Source organism: Methylocaldum sp. RMAD-M, from assembly GCF_017832375.1.
In the GTDB taxonomy this organism is placed as follows: Bacteria; Pseudomonadota; Gammaproteobacteria; order Methylococcales; family Methylococcaceae; genus Methylocaldum.
Map to the genome: position 1 here is coordinate 1 of NZ_JAFIBZ010000014.1, position 20,426 is coordinate 20,426.

Annotated in this window: 17 protein-coding genes; 6 read left to right on the forward strand and 11 right to left on the reverse strand. The window is 60.7% G+C overall.

Features of this window, described 5'->3' with window-relative positions:
- Nucleotides 1-170: 170 nt before the first annotated feature.
- Nucleotides 171-1,676 (reverse strand): arylsulfatase, encoded by a 1,506-nt coding sequence (locus JOD69_RS14175; RefSeq protein ID WP_210023997.1) that lies wholly within the window; start codon nt 1,674-1,676, stop codon nt 171-173.
- A 128-nt stretch (nt 1,677-1,804) separates the two neighbouring features.
- A complete protein-coding gene (locus tag JOD69_RS14180) occupies nt 1,805-3,499 on the reverse strand; it encodes a sulfatase-like hydrolase/transferase (RefSeq protein ID WP_210023998.1) in 1,695 nt (564 codons plus the stop codon).
- A 251-nt stretch (nt 3,500-3,750) separates the two neighbouring features.
- Here JOD69_RS14180 and JOD69_RS14185 point away from each other — a divergent pair, with 251 nt between their 5' ends.
- The 4 genes from JOD69_RS14185 to JOD69_RS14200 all read left to right on the forward strand — a co-directional run bounded on the left by JOD69_RS14185 (nt 3,751) and on the right by JOD69_RS14200 (nt 8,405).
- Nucleotides 3,751-6,198, forward strand: coding sequence for an arylsulfatase (locus JOD69_RS14185; protein ID WP_086133968.1), 2,448 nt, complete (start codon nt 3,751-3,753; stop codon nt 6,196-6,198).
- A 185-nt stretch (nt 6,199-6,383) separates the two neighbouring features.
- On the forward strand, nt 6,384-7,214 hold the full coding sequence (locus JOD69_RS14190) for a substrate-binding domain-containing protein (protein WP_210023999.1): 831 nt from the start codon (nt 6,384-6,386) through the stop codon (nt 7,212-7,214).
- Between the two features lie 128 nt (nt 7,215-7,342).
- Nucleotides 7,343-7,594 carry a GlsB/YeaQ/YmgE family stress response membrane protein gene (locus JOD69_RS14195; RefSeq protein WP_205781033.1) on the forward strand — a complete coding sequence of 84 codons (252 nt, stop codon included), beginning with the start codon at nt 7,343-7,345 and terminating at the stop codon, nt 7,592-7,594.
- A 220-nt stretch (nt 7,595-7,814) separates the two neighbouring features.
- Nucleotides 7,815-8,405, forward strand: a complete 591-nt coding sequence (locus JOD69_RS14200; protein WP_210024000.1) for a hypothetical protein — start codon at nt 7,815-7,817, stop codon at nt 8,403-8,405.
- A gap of 318 nt (nt 8,406-8,723) precedes the next feature.
- On the opposite strand, the gene JOD69_RS14205 is transcribed toward JOD69_RS14200, so the two are convergent.
- Entirely contained in the window at nt 8,724-10,151 is a 1,428-nt protein-coding gene (locus JOD69_RS14205) for an amino acid permease (RefSeq protein ID WP_240502442.1), read from the reverse strand.
- Nucleotides 10,152-10,568: 417 nt separating this feature from the next.
- Complete coding sequence (locus tag JOD69_RS14210; RefSeq protein ID WP_077729339.1) at nt 10,569-11,018, reverse strand: SRPBCC family protein; 450 nt, start codon at nt 11,016-11,018, stop codon at nt 10,569-10,571.
- A gap of 768 nt (nt 11,019-11,786) precedes the next feature.
- Here JOD69_RS14210 and JOD69_RS14215 point away from each other — a divergent pair.
- Together JOD69_RS14215 and JOD69_RS14220 are read left to right on the forward strand one after the other, a co-directional pair.
- Nucleotides 11,787-12,080, forward strand: a complete 294-nt coding sequence (locus JOD69_RS14215) for a GNAT family N-acetyltransferase (protein ID WP_245245607.1) — start codon at nt 11,787-11,789, stop codon at nt 12,078-12,080.
- Nucleotides 12,081-12,254: 174 nt separating this feature from the next.
- Complete coding sequence (locus JOD69_RS14220; RefSeq protein WP_208110110.1) at nt 12,255-12,698, forward strand: UPF0158 family protein; 444 nt, start codon at nt 12,255-12,257, stop codon at nt 12,696-12,698.
- Nucleotides 12,699-12,840: 142 nt separating this feature from the next.
- Here JOD69_RS14220 and JOD69_RS14225 read toward each other — a convergent pair whose 3' ends face one another.
- From JOD69_RS14225 to JOD69_RS14255, 7 genes are all read right to left on the reverse strand, one after another.
- A complete protein-coding gene (locus tag JOD69_RS14225; RefSeq protein ID WP_077729343.1) occupies nt 12,841-13,119 on the reverse strand; it encodes a hypothetical protein in 279 nt (92 codons plus the stop codon).
- Between the two features lie 122 nt (nt 13,120-13,241).
- The gene (locus JOD69_RS14230; protein WP_133717398.1) at nt 13,242-14,351 is read right to left on the reverse strand and encodes a glycosyltransferase; all 1,110 of its coding nucleotides are present in this window, start codon (nt 14,349-14,351) and stop codon (nt 13,242-13,244) included.
- Nucleotides 14,352-14,353: 2 nt separating this feature from the next.
- Nucleotides 14,354-15,538, reverse strand: a complete 1,185-nt coding sequence (locus JOD69_RS14235) for a glycosyltransferase (RefSeq protein WP_086133970.1) — start codon at nt 15,536-15,538, stop codon at nt 14,354-14,356.
- An 11-nt stretch (nt 15,539-15,549) separates the two neighbouring features.
- Nucleotides 15,550-16,686 (reverse strand): glycosyltransferase, encoded by a 1,137-nt coding sequence (locus JOD69_RS14240; RefSeq protein ID WP_086133971.1) that lies wholly within the window; start codon nt 16,684-16,686, stop codon nt 15,550-15,552.
- Between the two features lie 39 nt (nt 16,687-16,725).
- Nucleotides 16,726-17,868: a glycosyltransferase family 4 protein gene (locus tag JOD69_RS14245; protein ID WP_205781034.1), complete on the reverse strand. Its 1,143-nt coding sequence runs from the start codon at nt 17,866-17,868 to the stop codon at nt 16,726-16,728.
- A complete protein-coding gene (locus tag JOD69_RS14250; RefSeq protein WP_086133972.1) occupies nt 17,865-18,893 on the reverse strand; it encodes a Gfo/Idh/MocA family oxidoreductase in 1,029 nt (342 codons plus the stop codon). The genes JOD69_RS14245 and JOD69_RS14250 overlap by 4 nt, the downstream gene beginning before the upstream one ends.
- Nucleotides 18,890-19,897, reverse strand: a complete 1,008-nt coding sequence (locus tag JOD69_RS14255; RefSeq protein ID WP_205781035.1) for a zinc-binding dehydrogenase — start codon at nt 19,895-19,897, stop codon at nt 18,890-18,892. Before JOD69_RS14255 ends, JOD69_RS14250 begins: the two co-directional genes overlap by 4 nt.
- Between the last annotated feature and the right edge of the window lie 529 nt (nt 19,898-20,426).

The following is a 20,426-nucleotide window of genomic DNA, read 5'->3' on the forward strand; positions in this document are numbered from 1 at the left end:
CAAGCTCCTCGTCCTGGCCTACGGCGTCCTTAAGTCCGGCCGACCGTTCGATCCCAATCATGGGCTTGCATCGTGATTTCTAAGACGGTATCTACAATCGCTGAGTAGGTCGGCAATCCCTTGCCGACAAATGCGCCTCTTCGTGCGCATTCGAGGCCCTCCCAGCCGAATTACCTCGATACTCCCCCCAAGGCGCATGAGGGAGGCGGTTTGTAGGAGTCCAGGGAGCCCACCGGCACGTTCGGACACTGTTCGACGCTGCGTCGGAAATCGGTCGTGATGGTGTTCGCATAAAAGATCCAGGTGTTGTAGGGCTCGGCGGCCTGCCGCTCTTCCCGCGGATCGCGGGTCAGGTCGACTACCTTCGGCGCGGTCGAGAAGCGCTCGACCGGACTGTATTTCGTCTCCTGCCAGGCGTAGTGGATTTTCCAGTTCCGCCACTTCACCGCCCTCAGGTCGTCGCCCACATAGATCACGAAACCCTCGCGGCCGGAGTCTTCCCGTTTTCCCAGAAAGAAATCGGCCATGTCGATGCCGTCGATGGGGCGGTCATCGGGAACCTTGGCTCCGGCGAACGCCGCCAGCGTCGGGAAGATATCCACCAGGTGCACGATCGCGTTGTTGACGGCGCCGGCAGGCACTTTGCCCGGCCAACGCATGATGAAGGGCACCCGTATGCCGCCCTCCATCGCCGTGACGTAGGTGCCGGCCCAAGGTCCGCTCCAGCCGCTGAATTGGCCGTCTCCGGCATCGGGGTCCTCCACCCCGTTATCGGAGGCGAAGATCACCACCGTGTCGTCCTCGACGCCGAGTTCGGTGAGGGCATCGAGCATTCGGCCGACGTAGTGGTCGGTCTGCACCAGCATATCCGCATAGTCGCCGTGGCCGCTCTTTCCCGCGAAGTCGGGATGCGGGAGAGTGGGATAATGGGTCGCCGTGAGCGGCACATACGCGAAGAACGGCTTTCCGCTTCTGACGTTGCGTTTCATGAAATCGATCGCCCGCCGGGTGAGTTCGGCGTCGATCAGCCGGCGCTCGTTCAGATCGTAGAGCTTGACCCGCTGAGGCTCGCTTCCCTTGCGGCCCTCCATGATCCAGGGCTGGTCGGCTTCCGGAACCTGGGCGTCCGCCGGGACCGAATACTCCTGAAGCACTTCAGGCGTCGTCCAGACGGCTTCGTCGGTACTGTTGGGGATGCCGTACCATTCGTCGAACCCCTGATCGGTCGGCCAGCGTCCGGGCGTGCGGCCGAGGTGCCACTTGCCGAAGGCGCCGGTGGCGTATCCGGCGTCGGACAGCGCCTCGGCAAGAGTCACCTCCCATGGCACGAGGCCGTAGAAGGAAGTCCCGATCGGCACATTCTGCGCGCCGCTGCGGACGGCGAGCCGCCCGGTCATCAGCGCCGCGCGGCTCGGCGTGCACTGGGCCTCGGCGTTGAAATTCTCGAGCCGCATGCCTTCCGCGGCGAGCTGGTCGATCCGCGGAGACGGCGCCCCGCGCAGCGCTCCGCCGCCATAAGCGCCCCAGTCCCCCCAGCCGGTGTTATCGGTGAGAATCAGCAGAACGTTCGGCTGGGCGGCCTGTGCCTCCGCGCAGATGAGGGGCTGGAGCAGAGCAAGGCAAAACGCCATCAGCAGCGGTCGCCTTGTGAGTGGAAACGTGTGGCGTTCAATCATTCGATGCCTCTTATCGGTCGTAGGGCGGCGCCGTTCATCCCCTCGAGAGTGTGGCCGCGACGCCGCCCGTATCGGGAAAAGACCGATCCCGCCGCATTGTGGCGGGACGCTTCACTATCGAGCCACCTTCAGAAGCCTATCTTGATGTTGGGCGGGTACTTTTCCAGGACGGCTTCGTAGCGTTCGGCTTCCTGGCTTATCACCGTCGTGACGGGGAGGTGCCTGATGCCTTCGCCGACATCTTCGCCCGGGTTGGTGTAGAGATTGACGACCGCGCCTCCGGGGATCGTTTCGACGATGGCACCGGTGAACCCGCCCGTATAGCCCCGGTCGAAGACCGCCTGCTCGAGCTCGACGACCATATACATTTTGAATTCATCGAGGCGAATCGCGGACATTTGATCACCGAGGGTATAGATGATACTGCGGCGATTCGATTCGCCCTCGTCGGCCAGCAGGAACGAGGTCTGGTCGATGCCGTCGATATAGTACCCGGTCGCGGGCACGTACTTGGCCACCTCGGCGCCGGGCGCTCCGGCCAGAGATGCCGCGGTGTTGAAGAGGTCGGTCAGATCGAACAAGCCGTCCGAGATTCTGGGCTTGATCACCCCTTTCCAGTAGGCGAAAGTCGGTACCCGTACGCCGCCTTCCCAGGTCGAGCCCTTGCAGCCGCGGAACGGGGTGCGGCCGTGGGGCGGCACTTCGCATTCGGGTCCGTTGTCGGAGCTCAGGATAATCAGCGTGTTTTCGATTTGCCCACTGTCCTCCAGGGCCTTGTACAAGCGGGCCAAAACATCGTCCATTTCCACCATGCAGTCGCTGTAGACGGTGCGCGCCGGGGACTTGCCCGCGTACTCCTCGTTGGGATAGTTGTCGAAGTGACAGCCTCGGGGCGCATGATAGAGGAACCAGGGCTGGTCGTTGTCGGCTCTATCCCGGATGAATTTTTCGCTGTAGGCGGCCCAGTCCTGATCCAGGTTCTTGATCGTCGTCAGGTTGATCTCGTAGGTGTTTTCGCACTGTTTCTGACCCTTCACGCAGTGCACGTTGTTGCGGTTGAAGGGCAGTTTTTCCATCATCTCGGTCCGCGAAGGACTCAGGGCGATTTCCGGGTTGAAGTACACGTCCCGCCACTCTGTGTACATGTCCGACACCGACAGGAAGCCGTAATAGTCGTCGTAACCCACATTTTGAGGCAGGGACCCTTCGTTCTCGCCCATGTGCCACTTGCCCACGCCCTGGGTGAAATAACCCAAATCGTCGAGCACGTCGGCGATAGTCACCGCTCCGTCCAGTCCGCCGGGTTCGGCGTACAGGGCCGGCCGCAAGAGCCCGTGGTGCAGGGGGTTCTGACCGGTATGAATGCTCGCTCGGGTCGGGGTGCAACTCGGCGTCGAATAGGCCGAGGTCAGGATCAGACCTTCCCGGGCCAGCTTGTCCATGTTCGGGGTGGGGTTGCCGACCGCGGTGCCGCCGCCGTTTAACCCTGGGTCCATCCAGCCCACGTCGTCCATCAGGAAAATAAGGATATTCGGCTTCTTACCGAATTTCTGTTCCAGTTCGTCGAGCTTCTGCCGGGCTTCCCGCTCCTGGTCGGCGTGCGGGATCACCGGTTCCATGTTTTCCGCGATGCTTTCCGCCTGAACGTGAAGGTATTGGTTGGGATGGTCGTACCCCGGGGCGTCGGTTTGGCCCGTGGTCGATCCGCGGGTAATGTCTGCGGCAGTCGCAGCCCCGGCAGTCAGCATCACGCTCGCCGCGAACGCGCATGTCAGCACGATCGAGTTGCCGCCGCTGGGACGTGGTGGTTTCCTACCGTACATGCTGTGCCTCCTTGTCGGCGTGTCATGCTCGTTCGACTCTCTCGCCGCTCAAGAACGATCGAGAGCCAGCCGACGATGCGCAAGATAACGCCTATTTGACAAGGGACGCGGACAACGATTCACATTTGAATCACGTTGTCGAACTTCGAAGGCGAAATCATCCTTGAGAGGAACGCACAGGATCGTTCTTCCGAGGCAATTCCTGTCTAATTGAGGAAGGAAAGGAAGCGAAACCACGAAAGGAGATCGAAATGGACGCACCCCGTTTTCAGAAGCGGCGCTTGGGCATGTTCCCCTGGTTGCCGTTCAGGGTGATCATACTGCTGGCGTTCTCGCTTGCCGCCGCATGGGCAGAGGGCCCGCGCGGCACGGTGCTGCCCGCGCCGGAGCCTGCCTTCAAGGGCAAGATCGGACGCACTTACAAGGACTCTCAGCCGGACAAGATTCCGGTTGTCAAAGCGCCGGCCGGTGCTCCGAACGTCCTGGTGGTTTTGATCGACGATTCCGGGTTCGGCCAGTGGGGCACCTTCGGCGGGCAGATTCCGACGCCCAATCTCGACCGGCTGGCGAAGGCCGGGCTAAGCTACACGCGTTTCCACACCACGGCTCTCTGTTCGCCCACCCGCGCGGCTCTTCTGACCGGACGCAATCACCACTCGGTCGGTACCGGCACGATCACGGAAACCGGCACCGCCTATCCCGGCTACACCGGCCAGATTCCCAAGAGCGCCGCGATGGTCTCCGAGATTCTGCGCCAGAACGGCTATAGCACCGCGTTCTTCGGCAAGAACCACAATGTCCCGGACTGGGAGACCAGCGTATCGGGCCCCTATGACCGCTGGCCGGGACTGCAAGGCTTCGATCATTTTTACGGCTTCCTCGGCGGAGAGGCCAACCAGTGGGCGCCGGCGCTCTACCGCGACCATCAGCGGGTGGAGATGCAGGTTCCGAAGGGCCGAGAAGGGCGCTACACGCTCAACGACGCGCTGGCGGACGAGGCCATCGACTACATCTTTCAGCAACAGTCGGTCACGCCCGACCGGCCGTTCTTCGTCTATTACGCTCCGGGCGCGACGCACGCCCCACATCATGTGCCGAAGGAGTGGCTCGACAAGTTCAAGGGACAGTTCGACCAGGGCTGGGACAAGTACCGCGAAGAGACCTATCAGCGCCAGCTCAAGCTGGGCGTGATCCCGCCGGATACCAAGCTCACACCCAGGCCGAAGGAAATACCGGCCTACGACTCGCTGACGCCCGACCAGAAGCGGGTGGCCGCGCGGCTGATGGAAGCCTTCGCGGCCTACACCGCCCAGACCGACTACGAGGTGGGCCGCGTGCTCGACGCCATCGAGCAGGTCGGCCAGTTGCACAATACCGTCGTCTTCTGGATCATCGGCGATAACGGCGCCTCCATGGAAGGCACTCTCTACGGCGCTTTCAACGAAATGGCGGCCATCGGCGGTTTATCCGAAGATCCGGCTTTGCTGGTGCAGCACCTGGACGAAATCGGCGGGCCCAACGCTTACAACCATTACCCGGTGGGCTGGGCCTGGGCGATGAACACGCCGTTTCAATGGGGCAAGCAGGTCGCCTCGCACCTGGGCGGCGTACGCAATCCGATGGTGGTTGCCTGGCCGGATCGCATCAAGGACAAAGGCGGCATTCGCACGCAATTCCACCACGTCATCGACATCGTGCCGACCATTTTGGAAGCGGCCAAGATCCCGATACCCACGGAGGTGAACGGCGTCAAGCAGAAGCCGATGGAAGGCGTCAGCATGCTGTACGGCTTCGATAATGCGAACGCAAAAGGCACGCGGCAGGTACAGTATTTCGAAATGTTCGGCAACCGGGCGCTGTACAGGAACGGCTGGATCGCCGCCGCCCGTCACGGCCGGCTGCCGTGGACCACCGGGACCTTCGATTTCGACGAGGATCAATGGGAACTTTACGACCTGGATCGCGATTTCAGCGAAGCCGACGATCTGGCCGCGAAACATCCCGACAAGCTCAAGAAGCTTCAGGACGAGTTTTGGGTGCAAGCCAAGAAGTTCCAGGTTCTCCCACTGGACGATCGCTTGACCGAGCGTACCGATCCCGGCTTGCGGCCCAGCCTGATCGAGGGACGGACACGGTTCACCTACTACCCGGGAGGTGTGCGCATTCCGGAAGGCTCGGCCGCTCCGGTCAAGAACCGCTCGCACATCATTACGGCAGAGATAGAAGTGCCCCAGGGCGGAGCGGACGGCGTACTCGTTGCCGAGGGCGGCGTGGTGGGAGGCTTCGCCCTCTACGTCAAGGACGGACGGCCGGTTTACGAGTACAACTACGTCACCCAGGCCCGTTACAGCGTAACCGGCTCGGAGCCGCTGTCTCCGGGACCGAATACCATACGCATGGAGTTCCGCTACGACGGTGGCGGCATAGGCAAGGGCGGCACGGCGGCGCTTTTCGTCAACGACAAGAAGGCCGGCGAAGGCCGGATCGAACATACCACCTGGGGACGTTTTTCCGCCGACGAAACCTTCGACATCGGCGAAGACTCGGGATCTCCGGTAAGCGCCGCCTACGCTTCGCCCAATCGGTTCACCGGCACCTTGAAGAAGGTGGAAATCGATGTTCAGCCCGCGAACCTGAGCGCCGACGATCGGGAAAGACTCCGAAGCATGGCGTCAAAGGCGAGGCAAGTCATGGACTAAGGGCCGGGGAAGGCGGGTCTTGCGATACCCACCCTCGGGGAACGTCATTTGGTCGTTTCAGGCTGGGCGATATTCGTCTGACTTTTGCGTTTTCGCGATGATGAGCAAAAATAGCCGGGACGTGGATGGTGCTCGTCCATGAATTTACCTACGTTTCCGATCGGCTCTTCAAAAAAGGATTCAACATGCTAAGAAATCGTCTTGTTGTTCTCGGCCTGATCGCCTCGGTTGTTTTTACCCCCCTGGCCCTGGCCGAACAGGTGCTGAAAATGGCGACCACGACGAGTACCGAGAACACGGGGCTCTTGCCGGTGCTTAATGCGCCGTTCGAGAAAAAGCACACGGCCAGGATAGACGTGATCGCCGTAGGCAGCGGCAAGGCGATGAAACTGGGCGAAAGCGGCGATGTCGACATCGTCTTCGTGCACGACCCCGATGCGGAAGAGAAATTCATGGCGGCGGGACACGGTGTGGACCGCAAGCCCGTGATGCACAACGACTTTGTCGTCGTCGGCCCGGAAACGGATCCCGCCGGTGTCAGGAGCGCAAAGACCGCGGCCGAAGCTTTCAGGAAAATCGCCGAGGCCAAGGCGGGCTTCGTTTCCCGCGGCGACGAATCGGGAACGCATGTCAAGGAAAAGACTCTTTGGCAGAAGGCGGGGCTGCGGCCGGAAGGCGAATGGTATCTTTCGGTAGGGCAGGGCATGGGAGCCGTGCTGCGAATGGCCGACGATAAGGCCGATTACACGCTGACCGACCGGGGAACCTTTCTCGCGGACAAGGACAAATTGACCGTGAAGCTTCTATTCGAGGGAGATCCGGCGCTGTTCAATCCCTATCATGTCATGGCCGTAAATCCGAAGAAGCATAAACACGTGAATTACGAGCTGGCCAAGAAATATATCGACTACGTCACGGGCACGGAGGGGCAAAAAACCATTGCCGACTTCAAAGTCGCCGATCAGCCGTTGTTTTATCCGGATGCGATTCCGAACGCCGAAAAATCGAAGAAATAGTTCGGAGGAACCAAAACCCTGAAAATGTGCCCAATTTAGAGGATTATCCGAATCCGGATACCGATATCGCGGGAACAGTTGCGCCACTGATGTTCCCGATTTTGTTATCGTAACAGGGAGATATCGATATGTTGCTTTGGATTATTTTCGGCGGGATCGCCGGCTGGGTTGCCAGCATGATCGTCGGTCGGGGAGACGAGATGGGAATGCTGGGCAATATCGCCGTGGGTATCATAGGCGCCTTTCTCGGCGGCTGGATTGCCGACCGTTTGGGATTCGGAGGAAAGCCGGGTGTGGAGCGTCCGACATCTTTGATAAGCTTCGCGACAGCGGTGCTCGGTGCCGTTATTTTTTTAGCCATTCTCAATGCCTTGATTTAGTGCGGAGTTCCGGAGAATCCGGTGTGTTTTGCCCGCCGATCGTAGGCGGTGGAGTTCTCCAGGACGATGTCGTTTTGGGGCGAGTACGAGAAACGGCTAAGGCGATCGCTGCAACCGGAAGTCTTGATGATTCCGAAGGCGGTGTAAACCGCTGAGCGAGGCAAAGGCCTCATGCCCGAATAGAGAGGCAGGCTCGCATAGATTTTCGCGGGGGATGATAGTGAACAATTGGTCAGTGAAGGCTTTGGGGGGATTTCTCGTCATATGGGCGTTTTCCTGCCCGGCCACGGCTCAGAAGTTCGGTCCGGTGCCGGACGTTGACGAAGGATTCGAAGAAGTGGAATCGGCCACCCTCAATGACGTCGATCTTGAATTCAGCGAGGACGAGCGGGTGAGGCTGAAGGAGCTGAGAGCATGGCTGCATCAGCGTAGTCGCGAAAGAGCGCGAGCCGCGGCGTTAAGTTCCGGAGACGTGGATGAAGCAAGCCGATTTGATTCGAGTGCCACATACCGAACGGTGCGCCCGCCGCAGCTCCTGCACGATGCACGAAACTGGCAAGGCCGGCCCAAGCTGCATATCGGTCGGGTACCCGACGATCGAGTGCGCGGCAGCTACGAGCCTCTCGATCCGAAAACCATCGTTTCTCCACGGCGGCAACCGACTCTAGACCCGGCCTCCGGGCGTCAAGCCGGCACTGCGGCGCCGCTGGAAACCAAGGCCAAAAAAAGCCGCGTCAGGCTGGTCTGGACCGCCGATGTGGCCCGGCACAAATCCGATTCATCCCCATCCTCCTCCAACGGCCGCCGCTGACATTGGCGCAGTTCTCGATCGGACCGGCTTGTCTATCTCTGGCTATGGCAGGCTAGAGCATTTTCCGATTCGGTGTCAGAGAGTCCAATATGTAGGTCGGCAATCCCTTCCCAATCGCAAACGGTCGCTTTAGTCGCGACCCTTCCAATCGCAAACGGTCGCTTTAGTCGCGACCCTTCCAATCGCAAACGGCCGTCCTGGGAGCGCCAGGACGCCCCTTCCCACAAAGTCCTTTGCCGAGCCGATAAGTCGGCAAGGGATTGCCGACCTACGTTCTTCCCGCCCGACACGAAGCCGTACACCGGGATGAAAAACGCTCTAGATCTCGCTAGTCTGCGCCTCGTCCGCTTTCGCGAGCTTGCTGTGGCGTACCGAGTAGACGAAATAGACGATCAGCCCGATACCGAGCCAGATTATGAACCGGTACCAGGTGGTTGTCGGAAGAAAAACCATCAGTGCTCCGCACGAGAGGACGCCGAGTATCGGGAGCACGGGGTTGGCCGGCGCCTTGAAAGGACGGTGCATGCCGGGGTCGGTGATGCGGAGAATCATGACGCCGAGGCAGACGAGTACGAATGCGAACAGCGTACCGATGTTAACCAGTTCGGCAAGCTCGCTCAGCGGCACGAAACCCGCTACGGATGCGATCAGAAAGCCGCACAGGATGATGACTCTCACCGGCGTTTGGGTTTTCCGGTTGACGGTCGAAAACCACGGAGACAGGAGACCGTCGCGGGCCATCGCGAAAATGATCCGGGTGAGCGCGTAATAGAGCACAAGCATGACCGTGGTCAGCCCGGCAATGACGCCAGTCGCCACCAGTGCGGACGCCCAGTTCAAACCCAATAGCTGGAGCGCGTGGGCCACGGGAGAGGACACGTTGAGTTCCGTGTAGGGAACGACCGCGGTCAGCAGGCCGGCGACCAGGATATAGACCAAGGTACAGAAAGCCAGCGCCGTCACGATGCCGACGGGCACGTCCTTTTTCGGGTTGCGCGCTTCTTCGGTGGCGGTCGAGACGGCATCGAACCCGACATAGGCGAAGAAAACGATGGACGCTCCCGCGAAAATGCCGATAGGTTTGCCCTCGGCCGTGTGGTCGAACCAGCCGAAAGGCATGAAGGGCTGCCAGTTGGCCGGATCGACGTTGAACAGCGCGACCGAGACGAATATGCCTATGGTCAGCAGCTTGATGAAAACCATCAGCGAATTGAGCCGGGCGCTTTCCTTGACCCCGATGATCAGCAGGATCATGAGAATCAGCACGATGCCGGCCGCCGGAAGATTGATGATGCCGCCCAGCTCCGGCGCATGGGTCAGGTAATCGGGCAGCGGCAAACCGATGGCGGTCAAGGCGTTATTGAAATAGCCGGACCAGCCGTTGGCCACGGCGGCTACCGATAGCCCGTATTCCAAGATCAGGTCCCAGCCGATGATCCAGGCTGTCAGCTCGCCGAACGCTGCATAGCTGTATCCGTAGGCGCTGCCGCATCCGCCGACGCTCGAGGCCAGCTCGGCATAGGCCAGCGCGGCGAAGGTGCAGGCGAGCCCAGCGATCACGAAGGAAATGATGACCGCGGGCCCCGCCTGAGTCGCGGCGGCAATGCCGGTCAGTACGAAGATTCCGGTACCGATGATGGCGCCGATGCCGAGGAGAGTCAGATCCATCGCTCCGAGGCAGCGTCTCAGTCCACTGTCCTGGAAGTCGTCCGTGGTGGTTCTTTTGGTGCGGAAAATCTGCATCATCGAATTCTCGCGGGCTGGTTTTATTAAAGGAATTATGCCTGATAAATTCGACCGATGACGATTTCCGCCGTCCAGCGAGCGGGAGATCTCGATTGGAGCGGAGGGCCGCCCCGCACGCGGTTGTCGTGGCCAAACCTGTCGTTGATCGACAATCCCTTGCCGACAAATGCGTCCGTTCGCCGGGAACGGCCAAGCATTCTCGCCCCGCCCTCCCCAAACTCCTTATTCGGCCAAACAGGAGGGCGAATTGGGGAGGACGTAGCGAGAGGGGACAAAGCGGGTTTGGAATGGGGAGCGCTTCATCTCGGCTTGCTTGGACTGCGCTCCTTTGGTTTTCAGTCAAAAGGCGATGGCCGATCGGGACTTGAAAGATGACGCGGCAAGCCGTGTTCCGCAGCCATCTCTCGGAGCCTCGCTTTAGTGGATTTCACCGCGCCAGGCGCCGGTTTCGTGTCCCCGTGACTCGAGAAAGTCCCTGAAGTTCTCCAGGTCCTCTTCCACATTGGAAGACACCATTCCGAGCATATCGCCGACCTTCTCCATCGTGGTCTCGGGCTGATATTCGATATCCACGCTGACACGGGTGCGGTCGCCGCCCACCGGCTCGAAACTCACGATCCCGTGGTTCTCCGGTCCGGCCGTGGTACGCCATGCGATGCGCTGATCCGGTACCTGCTCGACGATTTCGGTGTCCCATTCCTTGTGTTTTCCGCCGATCTCGGCATGCCAATGCACATGGCTATCGTCGATCTGGCGCACCTCCACGATGTTCTCCATGAAACTGGGAAAATCCTCGAACTGGGTCCACTGGTTATACGCAACTCTTACCGGCACGTTGACCTCTATGGATTTGTGCACGCTTGCCATTTCACACTCCTTCGGATCTGGTCTATTCGGTTTGTCCGGAATGCACCGGTCGAACGATGCATGGGTTCAATAAGTCGTTACCGATGGTGCCCAAAGCGCCGCAATCGCCGCCGTTCGATCACTCATCAGCTCAAAAATTAGACACCGGGCGATTGGCACGGTTCGAAAGGAATCCAGAAGCCAAGGGCGGCGTATGCCCGGATCACATCCGTGTGTTTTGGATGCCGGCATCTAGGACAAAGGTCTGCAATTCGGTCCGGCTCCATCCTTGGCTTCTTCGGCCAGTTTTCCACAGAACGCCGAATCTTCGGGAAAACCGCTTCGGTCATCGCGTATCAGTCTTATCAGGCCGAGTTCGTAAGCTTTTTCTGACTTGACGCGGGTAACAAGAACAATTCAGCATTCCGGCGCTTAACAGGATGGCGAAAAACTCTGACTGGTGCGCCGGGCGTCAACGGCGTGACCATATGAATGCCCGTCCGGCTTACCTGAAACAGTCCGTAGGGCGGGTTAGGCGATAGCCGTAACCCGCCTTGCCGCGGAATCGGCGGCTATCGCCTAACCCGCCCTACGAGCTGACCCATTCACGATTGGGCTGTGTGGCATAAGCGGTGAACAATGGATTACGAACTTAGACCTGCTACTTCTGATGACTACGCATACTGTTACCGTCTCACCAAGAGGAACATGCATGATTTATTCTGTAAACACTGGGGAGGCTGGGTTTCAACCGAGTTCCGTAACGGATTCGTCGTTGAGAACATAACCATGGTGATCATTGCCGGTAAACGAGCTGGTTACCTCAGCGTAATCAAAGAACCCACATCGATTTACATCGACAACATCCAGTTATCCCCTGCCCGGCAGGGCCAAGGTATTGGCACAAAGCTCTTGAACCGTCTACTTGCTACTTATTCAAAGGTCAGCATTCGTCTTACGACCTTTGAAGACAATCCGGCCAAAAGGCTGTATGAGCGAATGGGGTTTGTCGTCGTAGAAAGAAATGGCATGACAGTTAAGATGGAAAAACAGCCTAACGAGGCGGTGCACCGGAGCTGCTAACGCGGCCCGATTACCGGTGACGTTAGCAAAACGGCCCACGCTTTGGTTATTCGCTTTGATTTTTTTACGCAAAATGACGAAGTTCACTTAGCTGAACCAAGCCGAAGTTAAAACAACAAAAGCTTGACCCAGTCACCAAGCGCCGATTGTTCGGCACATGAGGCCACGTACCATATGTCCATCGCAAAGCTCAGATACTCAGATCTCCTTGATGCCTTCGAATTCGTGAGTTCCGGCGCGCCCTTTGACAGCAGGGCCTTCATCGATCGGGACACCGGAACGATTCACTATTTGTCACCCGAGTTCGACTTCGAAGAAGAAGTTCCCGACGATCTCGAAACATCAGACAGGTACGTCGAAGTTCCTCACAAGCACGATCTGGACTTGGGGCATAACCTGGTATTGTCATTCGTAGAGCAAGAACTCCCCGGCGAATACGAAACCGTTTCCGAGTTTTTTCGAAAGAAAGGCGCTTACGGTCGCTTCAAAGATTTCTTGAATAGCCGAAACCAGCTTGAACGCTGGTACGAATACGAATCCCGCGAGACTGAAAAGGCGTTGCGCCTTTGGTGCGACGAAAACGCCGTTGAGCTCACCGATGATTCATCTATGCCCTAGCCTCTCGGTCAACCGGGCCGTCTGCTGGTTGCGCTTGCAGGTTCCCGCCGCCTTATCGGCTGCTGCCCGGTCCGGGATTCCAATTCCGCGCGGTGCGGCCGGCGACAAAGAAAGTATTTTCTTCCGTTCTACGGGGCGACGATCAGTCGCGCCGCACCAGCTTGAAAAAACGGCTTATCTCTCCGCTCTGGGTCCTTTCCTGATATAGAAAAGCCAGCTTTTGCTCTTCGAACTTGTCGAAGAACGCCTCCCAGGAGATCCGCTCCAGCGTTTCACCGCCTTCGGTGAACCGGATGCGCAGGATGCCTGCCTCGTCGCCTTTGCCGGCGGTACCTTTAACGGTGGCGGGCCAGCCTCCCCGTTCTTCCACCCAGCGGCGAATCTCCTCGTGATTCGTCGTTTTTTTCGATTCGTGCGACATGACGACACCTCCTGGCATTGATCATTCGGTAATGAAGCCTTGCGGCGAGAACATTTTTTAGTTCGGTGTAGGGTGTGACGGTTTCGTATGCCGCCCGTTCCTGCACCCTAGTAAAAAACGTTCTAACCGTAGCTATGAATGATGCGGGGTCTAGGGAATCCCCCGCGTGCCCGGCGCACATGGTTTTCCAACTCTATGGCCCGATGAATCGAGGTATGGGCCGAAAGCACCTTGGCACGCGCCCGCTCGCCGATGCGGGTCCGTTCGGCATCCGAGGTCTCCTGGAGATGACGCAGAACGTCCTCGGCGCGTTCGGCCACCAGAATTTCTTCACCGATCTTGAAGAAGCTGTTGAGACCTTGCCAACGATCCGAGATGACCGGCGTCCCGCAGGCGGCGGCTTCGAACAGGCGCACGCTGGGCGAGTATCCGGCGCGTACCATCTCGTGGCGGGTGACGTTCAGCGTGAAACGCTGCGAGGTATAGAAGCGCCGGTGAGCGGCGGGCGGCAAGTGTTCGACGCGGTGAACGTTCGGAGGCCAGGCTATCGTTTCCGGGTATTGCGCTCCGACGATCGCAAATCGCCCCTGTGCCCACTGACGCGCGGGTTTCAGCAGCAATTCCTCGACCGCCGGCTGCCGGTCTTCGCTGTAAGTGCCCATGTAGCCGAGGTCGTACTCGATGGGGCCGAAGTCTGAAGAATGTAGATCCGGGTCTACCGAGCAGTAGAGCGGTTCCACCCGTTGAGCGCGGTACGAGCGTTTGAGCCAGGACAGGAGCGGACCGCCGGTGAAGGATAGATAAAGCTCGTAGCGGGGGATTAGATCCGGGTGCAGATATTCACAATCGCCGTGCACCAGTTTAGCCAGCGTGATCGGCGTATCGATGTCGTAGAAAGCGGTAAGGCCGCGCGCCGTGGCGATCACCCATTGTCCGACCTCGACGCCGTCCGGAACGTACGAGCCGACGATGACCAGATCGGCTTGCGCCACCTCGTCGGTGAACCGATCTTTCAGTTCGTCAAGATCGGCATAAAGGCGGGTCGTGCCGTAAGGCGGGTTGGGCAGGTCGCGGTTTTTCGCATACCAGGGCTGGTCGCGTTCCAGAAACAGTACGCTATGGCCGCGCGCGCTCAAGCCGTGTACCAGCGCCCGATAAGTCGTGGCGTGGCCATTGCCCCAGGATGACGTAATCGAGAGTCCCAGTATGACGATGTTCAATGGCTCGGACATGATCAAGCTCCTGTGTGTGGGTTTAAGGAGGGGTTGAACCGATCGGGAAGAGAGTTCTCCTCAGCATTGGATCGAGGCGCGGGCGTATTGCTCGAAACGCCGCCATCCGCCAGTCCGGTCAGAATACGGTGGACCAGCGCCGCCCGGTGCGCATAGGTATGCTCCGCGATCACCCGCCGCATGGCGGCGGCGCCGATCGCCCGAGCACGTTCTTCGGACGTCGTTTCAAGATGCCGGACGACATCGTCCCCGGTCCGGGCAACCAGAATTTCCCGGCCGGGTTCCAGAAATTGCTCGATGCCCTCCCAGGCGTCGGTGACGATGCAGGCGCCGGCACCCGCCGCCTCGAATACTCGGGTGGCGGGGGAGTAGCCGAAGCGCGCCATGCTGCTGCGGTTGATGTTGAGGACCATGCGCGAGCTGCAATTGAACGCGTTGTGATCCTGGGCGTATACATGGCCGAGATAGCGGAGATTGGGGAGTTCCGGTATGTTGCATTCCCACCCGTTTCCGCCGAGCAGGAAATCGGCTTTCGGGAGTTTCGCCGCGGGACTGAAGAAGAATTCGTGCACCCGCGTTTCCCGGTCGGGGAGGCGGTTTCCGAGAAATCCCAAAGTGGCGGCAAACCGGGGATCCGGTGTCACGGGATAATGAATGGCCGGGTCCAGCGCGTTATAGACCGGCACGCAATCGCGTGCGGCCAGTGCCCGGTAAGCCTCTACGACAGGCGGTCCGCCGCCGTAGGTCAGGATCAGGTCGTAATGGGGAATCAGGGTACGGAACGGATCGTTGGGATTCTGGTGAACCCGCTCCAAGGTGGCCGGGGCATCGACGTCCCAATAGATGACCATTCGGTTTGGCGCCCGAAGGCCCGGGATTTCGCGTTCCAGCCAGTCGTCGAACACGCCGACGCCGCTTGCCTTGACCAGGATATCCGCCTGCCGGGCGGCTTCCAGCGCTTTCGAAACGCCCTGTTCCGTGGCTGGATAAACCACGACGTTGGCCCAGGTCGGATTGGCCATATCGCGATGCTGCTGCCGCTCGAAGGCATCCGGCTCGTAGAAGGTAGTGCGGTACCCCAGCACGCTCAAGGCGCGAATCAGTCCGCGGTAGTACGTGGCCGCGCCGTTCCAGTAGGACGAGACCAGACTGGAGCCGAAGAATGCGACTTGCAGCCGGTGTTTCATGAAGACGTCTCCTATGTGACAGCGGGCTCTTTCCTCGATTTGTGTTCCGCGGAGCGGGACAGGCGCAGTTCGCGGCAGATGTCCAACAGCTCGTCGATTCGGTGCGCGCAGGTGTGGCGTCTGAGTATGGTGGCGCGTCCCTGCGCGGCCAGACTCTGCGCGAATTTGCGGTCGCGCAGAACCGCTGCGACGGCTTCCTCCATTTCGTGACGGGTGCGGGCGACCAGGAAATCCCGGCCGGGCGTAAACAAGCCCTCGACATCGTCCCAGGGCGCGCTGACCAGCGGAATGCCGCAGGCCAGCGCTTCGAAGGGGCGTATCGTGGGTATGCCCGGCAGCGCCCTGCGATAAGGCCGCCGCGGAATGTGTACCGTCACCTTGAAACGGGCGAACATTCGGGGAACCTCATAATTCGGCAGCCATCCGCCGTATTCGATTCCGGCGTCGGACAAGACGTCGAGCGCCCGTGCCGGGTAGCGCACGCCGTAAATGCGCGTCCTCAGCTTGAGCGTCTTGACCGGATCGATGAGAAATTCCTTGAGCTCGCGGGTGCGCTCGTCGTCGCCCCAGTTGCCTATCCAGATCAAATCTCCTTCGTCGGGCTCGCGCGGCATCGGACGGAATACGCGGGTATCGGCGGCCTCGTGCCAGGTCCAGGCCCGCGAGGCCCAGCCCCGGTCCAAATAGATGTCGCGCAGTACCTTGCCGAAGGCCAGCACCCCGTCGTAGTGTTCCAGATCGTATCGGGCGATCGATTCGGGATCGGTCACCGCCCGATGATGGGTGTCGTGGAACAGCAAGACGTAGTGCCCCGATCGGGCGCGATGGCGTCCGATCTTTTTGACCAAAGCGGGATCGTTCCACTCATGCACGATGACCACGTCGGCATCCGCCAGAACGGCGCCGATGTCGATATCGTCGACGTTATAAAAGCGGCTGAGCAGCTGTGGATAGGCCTCGAAAAAGCCCATCAGCGAGCCGGGAAGCCGCTCGGCGCGGAGGTTCTGAAGACTCCAGCCGTCGGTCGGTTCGTAAACCTCGACGCGGTGGCCGCGCTGCAGCAGTTCGGTGGCGATGCCCCGCAGGAAATGGGCATTGCCGTGGTTCCAGTCGGAGATCAGAGAGTGATAGAAGAGGACAAATTTCATTCTAAGATTCCATTGTTTTAGTTAGACGTGGTGATCGGGTCACACCGGCGCTCCCGGCGATGCCGTTTGCGAGTGAAAAGAGACGTTCGTCGTCTTGCCGGCCCGGCGTTTGGTCGTCCGTCGGTCGGCGATCAGATCGTGATAAGCATTCCAGTACGCGGCGGCCATCCGTTCCGGCGTGAACCAGGCCGCTCTGATCCGGGCCTTGGCCGCCCAGTCGTGCCGCAGGTCCGGCCGGTCGATCAGTTCCTGAAGCGTCGAGCGGAGTTGCTCGGTATCGTTCGGCGATACGAACAAGGCAGCGTCCTGCCAGATTTCGCGAAGGCTGGGGATGTCGCCGAGCACCAGGGCGCATCCCGCCGAGGCCGCTTCCAGCGCCGATAAACCGAATGGTTCGTAGCGGGCGGGCAGGGCGTAGATAGCGGCATGGGCGAACCAGTTCGCGAGTTGCTCGGGAGAAAGCCGCCCGAGGCAATGGGTGTCCGCGAAGTCGGACGTTCCGCCGTCGGGATGTCGGGCTTCGCCGGCGATGTAGACGGGCCATGACAGGCGCGGGGCGATTCGGGCGAGAGCGGCGATATTCTTGGCCGGGTCCCATAATCGGCCGGCCGAGAGGATAAAGGGCTTTTTGTTGCTCTCGGGCTGGCCGGCGCGCCCATTGGAGATCACGCGGGCTGTCGGCAAAGGACCGTACAGCCTGCGCAATTCGGCGAGCATGGCCGCGGTCGGTGCGACCAGGCAGTCCGCCGCCCGCAGCCCGGTTCGAACGACGTCCCGATAGCGGTCCAGGCGCTTCGGCGCCGGCTCGCCATATACCGCTTGCCACCACGACAGCACGCAGGAGTGGCCGACCATCAGGACCGGAGCCGGCCAGGCCAGATGGCCGTGGGGGTAATCGTTCAAATGAATCAGCGACGGATTGGCGTCCTTCGCCAGCTTCAGCAGCCACCGGCCGGCTGCTTCGAGATCCTCCCAGGGATCGTCCATCCAGACCAGTTTGTAGCGGCTCTCGGCCACCCGGACATGGTGAAGGGCCGCGGCTTCGCGCCGCTGTTCGGCGGACAGGGGGGCGCCCATCGTGGCCAGCACGATGTCCGCCCCGAAAGCTTCCAATCCGCGGGCCAGCTCCAGCGCGTACCGCCAGACGCCTCCGATCGTGTCGGCCGTCATGAGGATTTTCATCGTCCGTAGATCCTGTCGAGTACGGTTGCGATTTCGACGAACTGCCGGGCTTCCGGGGCGAAGCGCCCTTCTTGGCCGAGCCTCCGTGTCCAATCGATGAGCGCCCTCCCGCCCCAGGGGTCGGGAGGGCTGGCGACGGCTTCGCGCCGGGTTCCGTGGAAGCGTTCGACGATGAAGTCGTAGAAGGAGCCGTCGACATTGCGGAGCGCGGCCCCGCCCCCGGTGCCGTGGAAAGAGAAATCGATCGCCGCATCGCGGCCGGCCGAAAGCCGCCAGGAACAGGCGATGCGAGCGACGGCGCCGCCTCGGAATCCGATCTCCGCGACGGCATAGTCTTCGATCTCGGCAGCCGGTTTTGCCAGGAGCCTCCCGCGGGCGTACAGGCGGCTGACGACCTCGGTGACGTCCGGAAAATCCAGCATCCACAGCGCCAGATCCACGAGGTGGACGCCCAGATCCATGACGCAGCCGCCGCCCGCCAGGGCGAGGTCGTAGAACCACGGCTTGTCCGGGCCATAGGCGTTGTGGAAGGTCAGGTCCACGGCATAGATTTCGCCCAGATCGCCCCGGCGGATGGCGTCGCGAATTTCCGCCATGCCGCGTACGTAGCGGTAGCTCAAATCCACGCCCAACAGCTTGTCCGCACGGCGCGCCGCATCGACGATGCTTCGCGTTTCCTGCCGGGTCCTGGCCAGCGGTTTTTGGCAGAACACCGCAAGGCCTCTTTCGAGAGCGGCCATCGCTTGCCGGGCGTGAGCGGCGCTGGGCGTGGCAATGACTATCCCGTCCACAGAGTTCTCGAAGAGGCTCTCCGGACGTTCGCTCAGGGCGGCTCCGGGCGCGAGGTGCGACGCTTCCTTCAGGGCTTCCGGGGACGGATCGGCGAGGGCGACGATCTCGGCGCAACCCTCTTCCGCCAGGGCGGCCATCCGGTTGCGGCCGATCCAGCCGACGCCGAGAAAGCCCAGCCGCGGACGGTTCGGCCGAACTTCCGTAGTCGCGTTTTGTACCGGAGTCGCGCTCATAGCAGCACCACCGCTTTCAGAAAGCCATCCGGGCGCGACCGCATCAGCTCGAAAGCCTGGGGCAGCTCCTTGAGGGCGAATCGGTGGGTGTAAAGCGGCGACGGATCGATGCGTCCGGTGGCCACAGCCGCGATCGCGGCGTGCAGACCGTCGGCGTATCGCTGCGGGTCGCGTTCGTGGGCGTTGATGACGTCCAGGCCGCGCCAGTTCCACAATTGCATGTTCACCTGGCGCGGCCCGTCCTGATGGTAGCCGGCGATCACCAAGCGACCCCGTACTCGGGTCAATTCGGTGGCCAGATCCAGGGTGTACTGTTCTCCCCCGACCTCGATCACGCAGTCGCAGCCGACATCCCCGGTCAGTGCTTTGACGCGGTCGACGGCAGCCTGAAAATCACCGATCGACAGGGTTTCGTCGGCGCCTTGGCGGCGTGCGACATCGAGTGCGTAGGGACGGCGGGACAGTGCGATCACGCGGGCTCCGGCCTTGGCCGACAGGCCGACGAGCAGGGCGCCCAGAAACCCGATGCCGACGATGGCGACCGTTTCTCCGGACTTGATGCCGCTGCGGTGAAACACGTTCATCGCGCAAGCCAGGGGTTCGCCTGGGAAGATCTGGTCGTCGAGCACGGCGGGAAGAGGAATGGCGGCGCTGGCTTCGACCAGATCGTATCCGGCGTAGGCGTGATAGGACAAAACCGCTACCCGAGTGCCCACCGCCGGACGCTCGACGTCCGCGCCCACTGCCTCGACGCGGCCCCAGCCTTCGTGTCCGGGGGCGCCGGGCGGGAAGGGGTAGTCGAACCAGGGGCGTCCTTCCCAGACCGGGAGATTCGAACCGCAGACGCCGCAGCCTTCCAGCTTGACGCGCACCTGCCCAGGACCCGGTGGGGGCACCGAGACGGGCATTACTCGAAGGTCCTTCGGTCCTCTGAAAACCGCCGCCAAGCAGCGAATCTGGGCGACGGTTGCCTGTAAGGGAGCTTGTTCCGTTGCCGGTCTCACGCGTTGATGTCCTCCTTGTGCTCAGCCATCCATGCTGAGATTGTCCCGTTCCGGAAGCGGGCATCGGCCGGCAAGAGATCAGATGTTCATGCTGCTGACCGCTTCGCTATCGTTCCCTGTTTAAGCACTCTCGGATTCCACGCATCGGTCGGATTCCAAGGGGTGTCCAGTGCTAACTGTCGTGTTATTAACCCGGCCTATAAATATAGGCCGGGTTAATCCGGGGCAGGGATGCCCCGGCGCGGCGACAAGCCGCGTGAGCCCAGGCCGGGCGTGTACCGGGCCTGGGCGGCGGCCCGAAATACCAGGAGGGTATTTACGGGCCTGATTAATAAGTAAAGCTTTGAAAAAAGCCATCTCCCTCTGACCAAAGGTATCTACACAAGTCCGCAAAATCGTCATTCCGGCAGGGAAGGGTTGCGACTAAAGCAACCGTTTGCGATTGGATGCCGGAATCCAGAACACATGGATGTGAGAGGCCGTTGCCGTCCTTAGCCTCTGGACCCCGGCAATCCCTGCCGGGGTGACG

Excerpts from the sequence above, each read along its gene's own strand:
- JOD69_RS14180 (WP_210023998.1), bottom strand. The coding sequence starts at position 3,499 with ATGTACGGTAGGAAACCACCACGTCCCAGCGGCGGCAACTCGATCGTG.
- JOD69_RS14175 (WP_210023997.1), bottom strand. The coding sequence starts at position 1,676 with ATGATTGAACGCCACACGTTTCCACTCACAAGGCGACCGCTGCTGATG.
- JOD69_RS14205 (WP_240502442.1), bottom strand. The coding sequence starts at position 10,151 with ATGATGCAGATTTTCCGCACCAAAAGAACCACCACGGACGACTTCCAG.
- JOD69_RS14235 (WP_086133970.1), bottom strand. The coding sequence starts at position 15,538 with ATGAAACACCGGCTGCAAGTCGCATTCTTCGGCTCCAGTCTGGTCTCG.
- JOD69_RS14210 (WP_077729339.1), bottom strand. The coding sequence starts at position 11,018 with ATGGCAAGCGTGCACAAATCCATAGAGGTCAACGTGCCGGTAAGAGTT.
- JOD69_RS14185 (WP_086133968.1), top strand. The coding sequence starts at position 3,751 with ATGGACGCACCCCGTTTTCAGAAGCGGCGCTTGGGCATGTTCCCCTGG.
- JOD69_RS14190 (WP_210023999.1), top strand. The coding sequence starts at position 6,384 with ATGCTAAGAAATCGTCTTGTTGTTCTCGGCCTGATCGCCTCGGTTGTT.
- JOD69_RS14250 (WP_086133972.1), bottom strand. The coding sequence starts at position 18,893 with ATGAGCGCGACTCCGGTACAAAACGCGACTACGGAAGTTCGGCCGAAC.
- JOD69_RS14225 (WP_077729343.1), bottom strand. The coding sequence starts at position 13,119 with ATGTCGCACGAATCGAAAAAAACGACGAATCACGAGGAGATTCGCCGC.
- JOD69_RS14215 (WP_245245607.1), top strand. The coding sequence starts at position 11,787 with ATGGTGATCATTGCCGGTAAACGAGCTGGTTACCTCAGCGTAATCAAA.
- JOD69_RS14245 (WP_205781034.1), bottom strand. The coding sequence starts at position 17,868 with ATGAAAATCCTCATGACGGCCGACACGATCGGAGGCGTCTGGCGGTAC.
- JOD69_RS14220 (WP_208110110.1), top strand. The coding sequence starts at position 12,255 with ATGTCCATCGCAAAGCTCAGATACTCAGATCTCCTTGATGCCTTCGAA.
- JOD69_RS14230 (WP_133717398.1), bottom strand. The coding sequence starts at position 14,351 with ATGTCCGAGCCATTGAACATCGTCATACTGGGACTCTCGATTACGTCA.
- JOD69_RS14195 (WP_205781033.1), top strand. The coding sequence starts at position 7,343 with ATGTTGCTTTGGATTATTTTCGGCGGGATCGCCGGCTGGGTTGCCAGC.
- JOD69_RS14240 (WP_086133971.1), bottom strand. The coding sequence starts at position 16,686 with ATGAAATTTGTCCTCTTCTATCACTCTCTGATCTCCGACTGGAACCAC.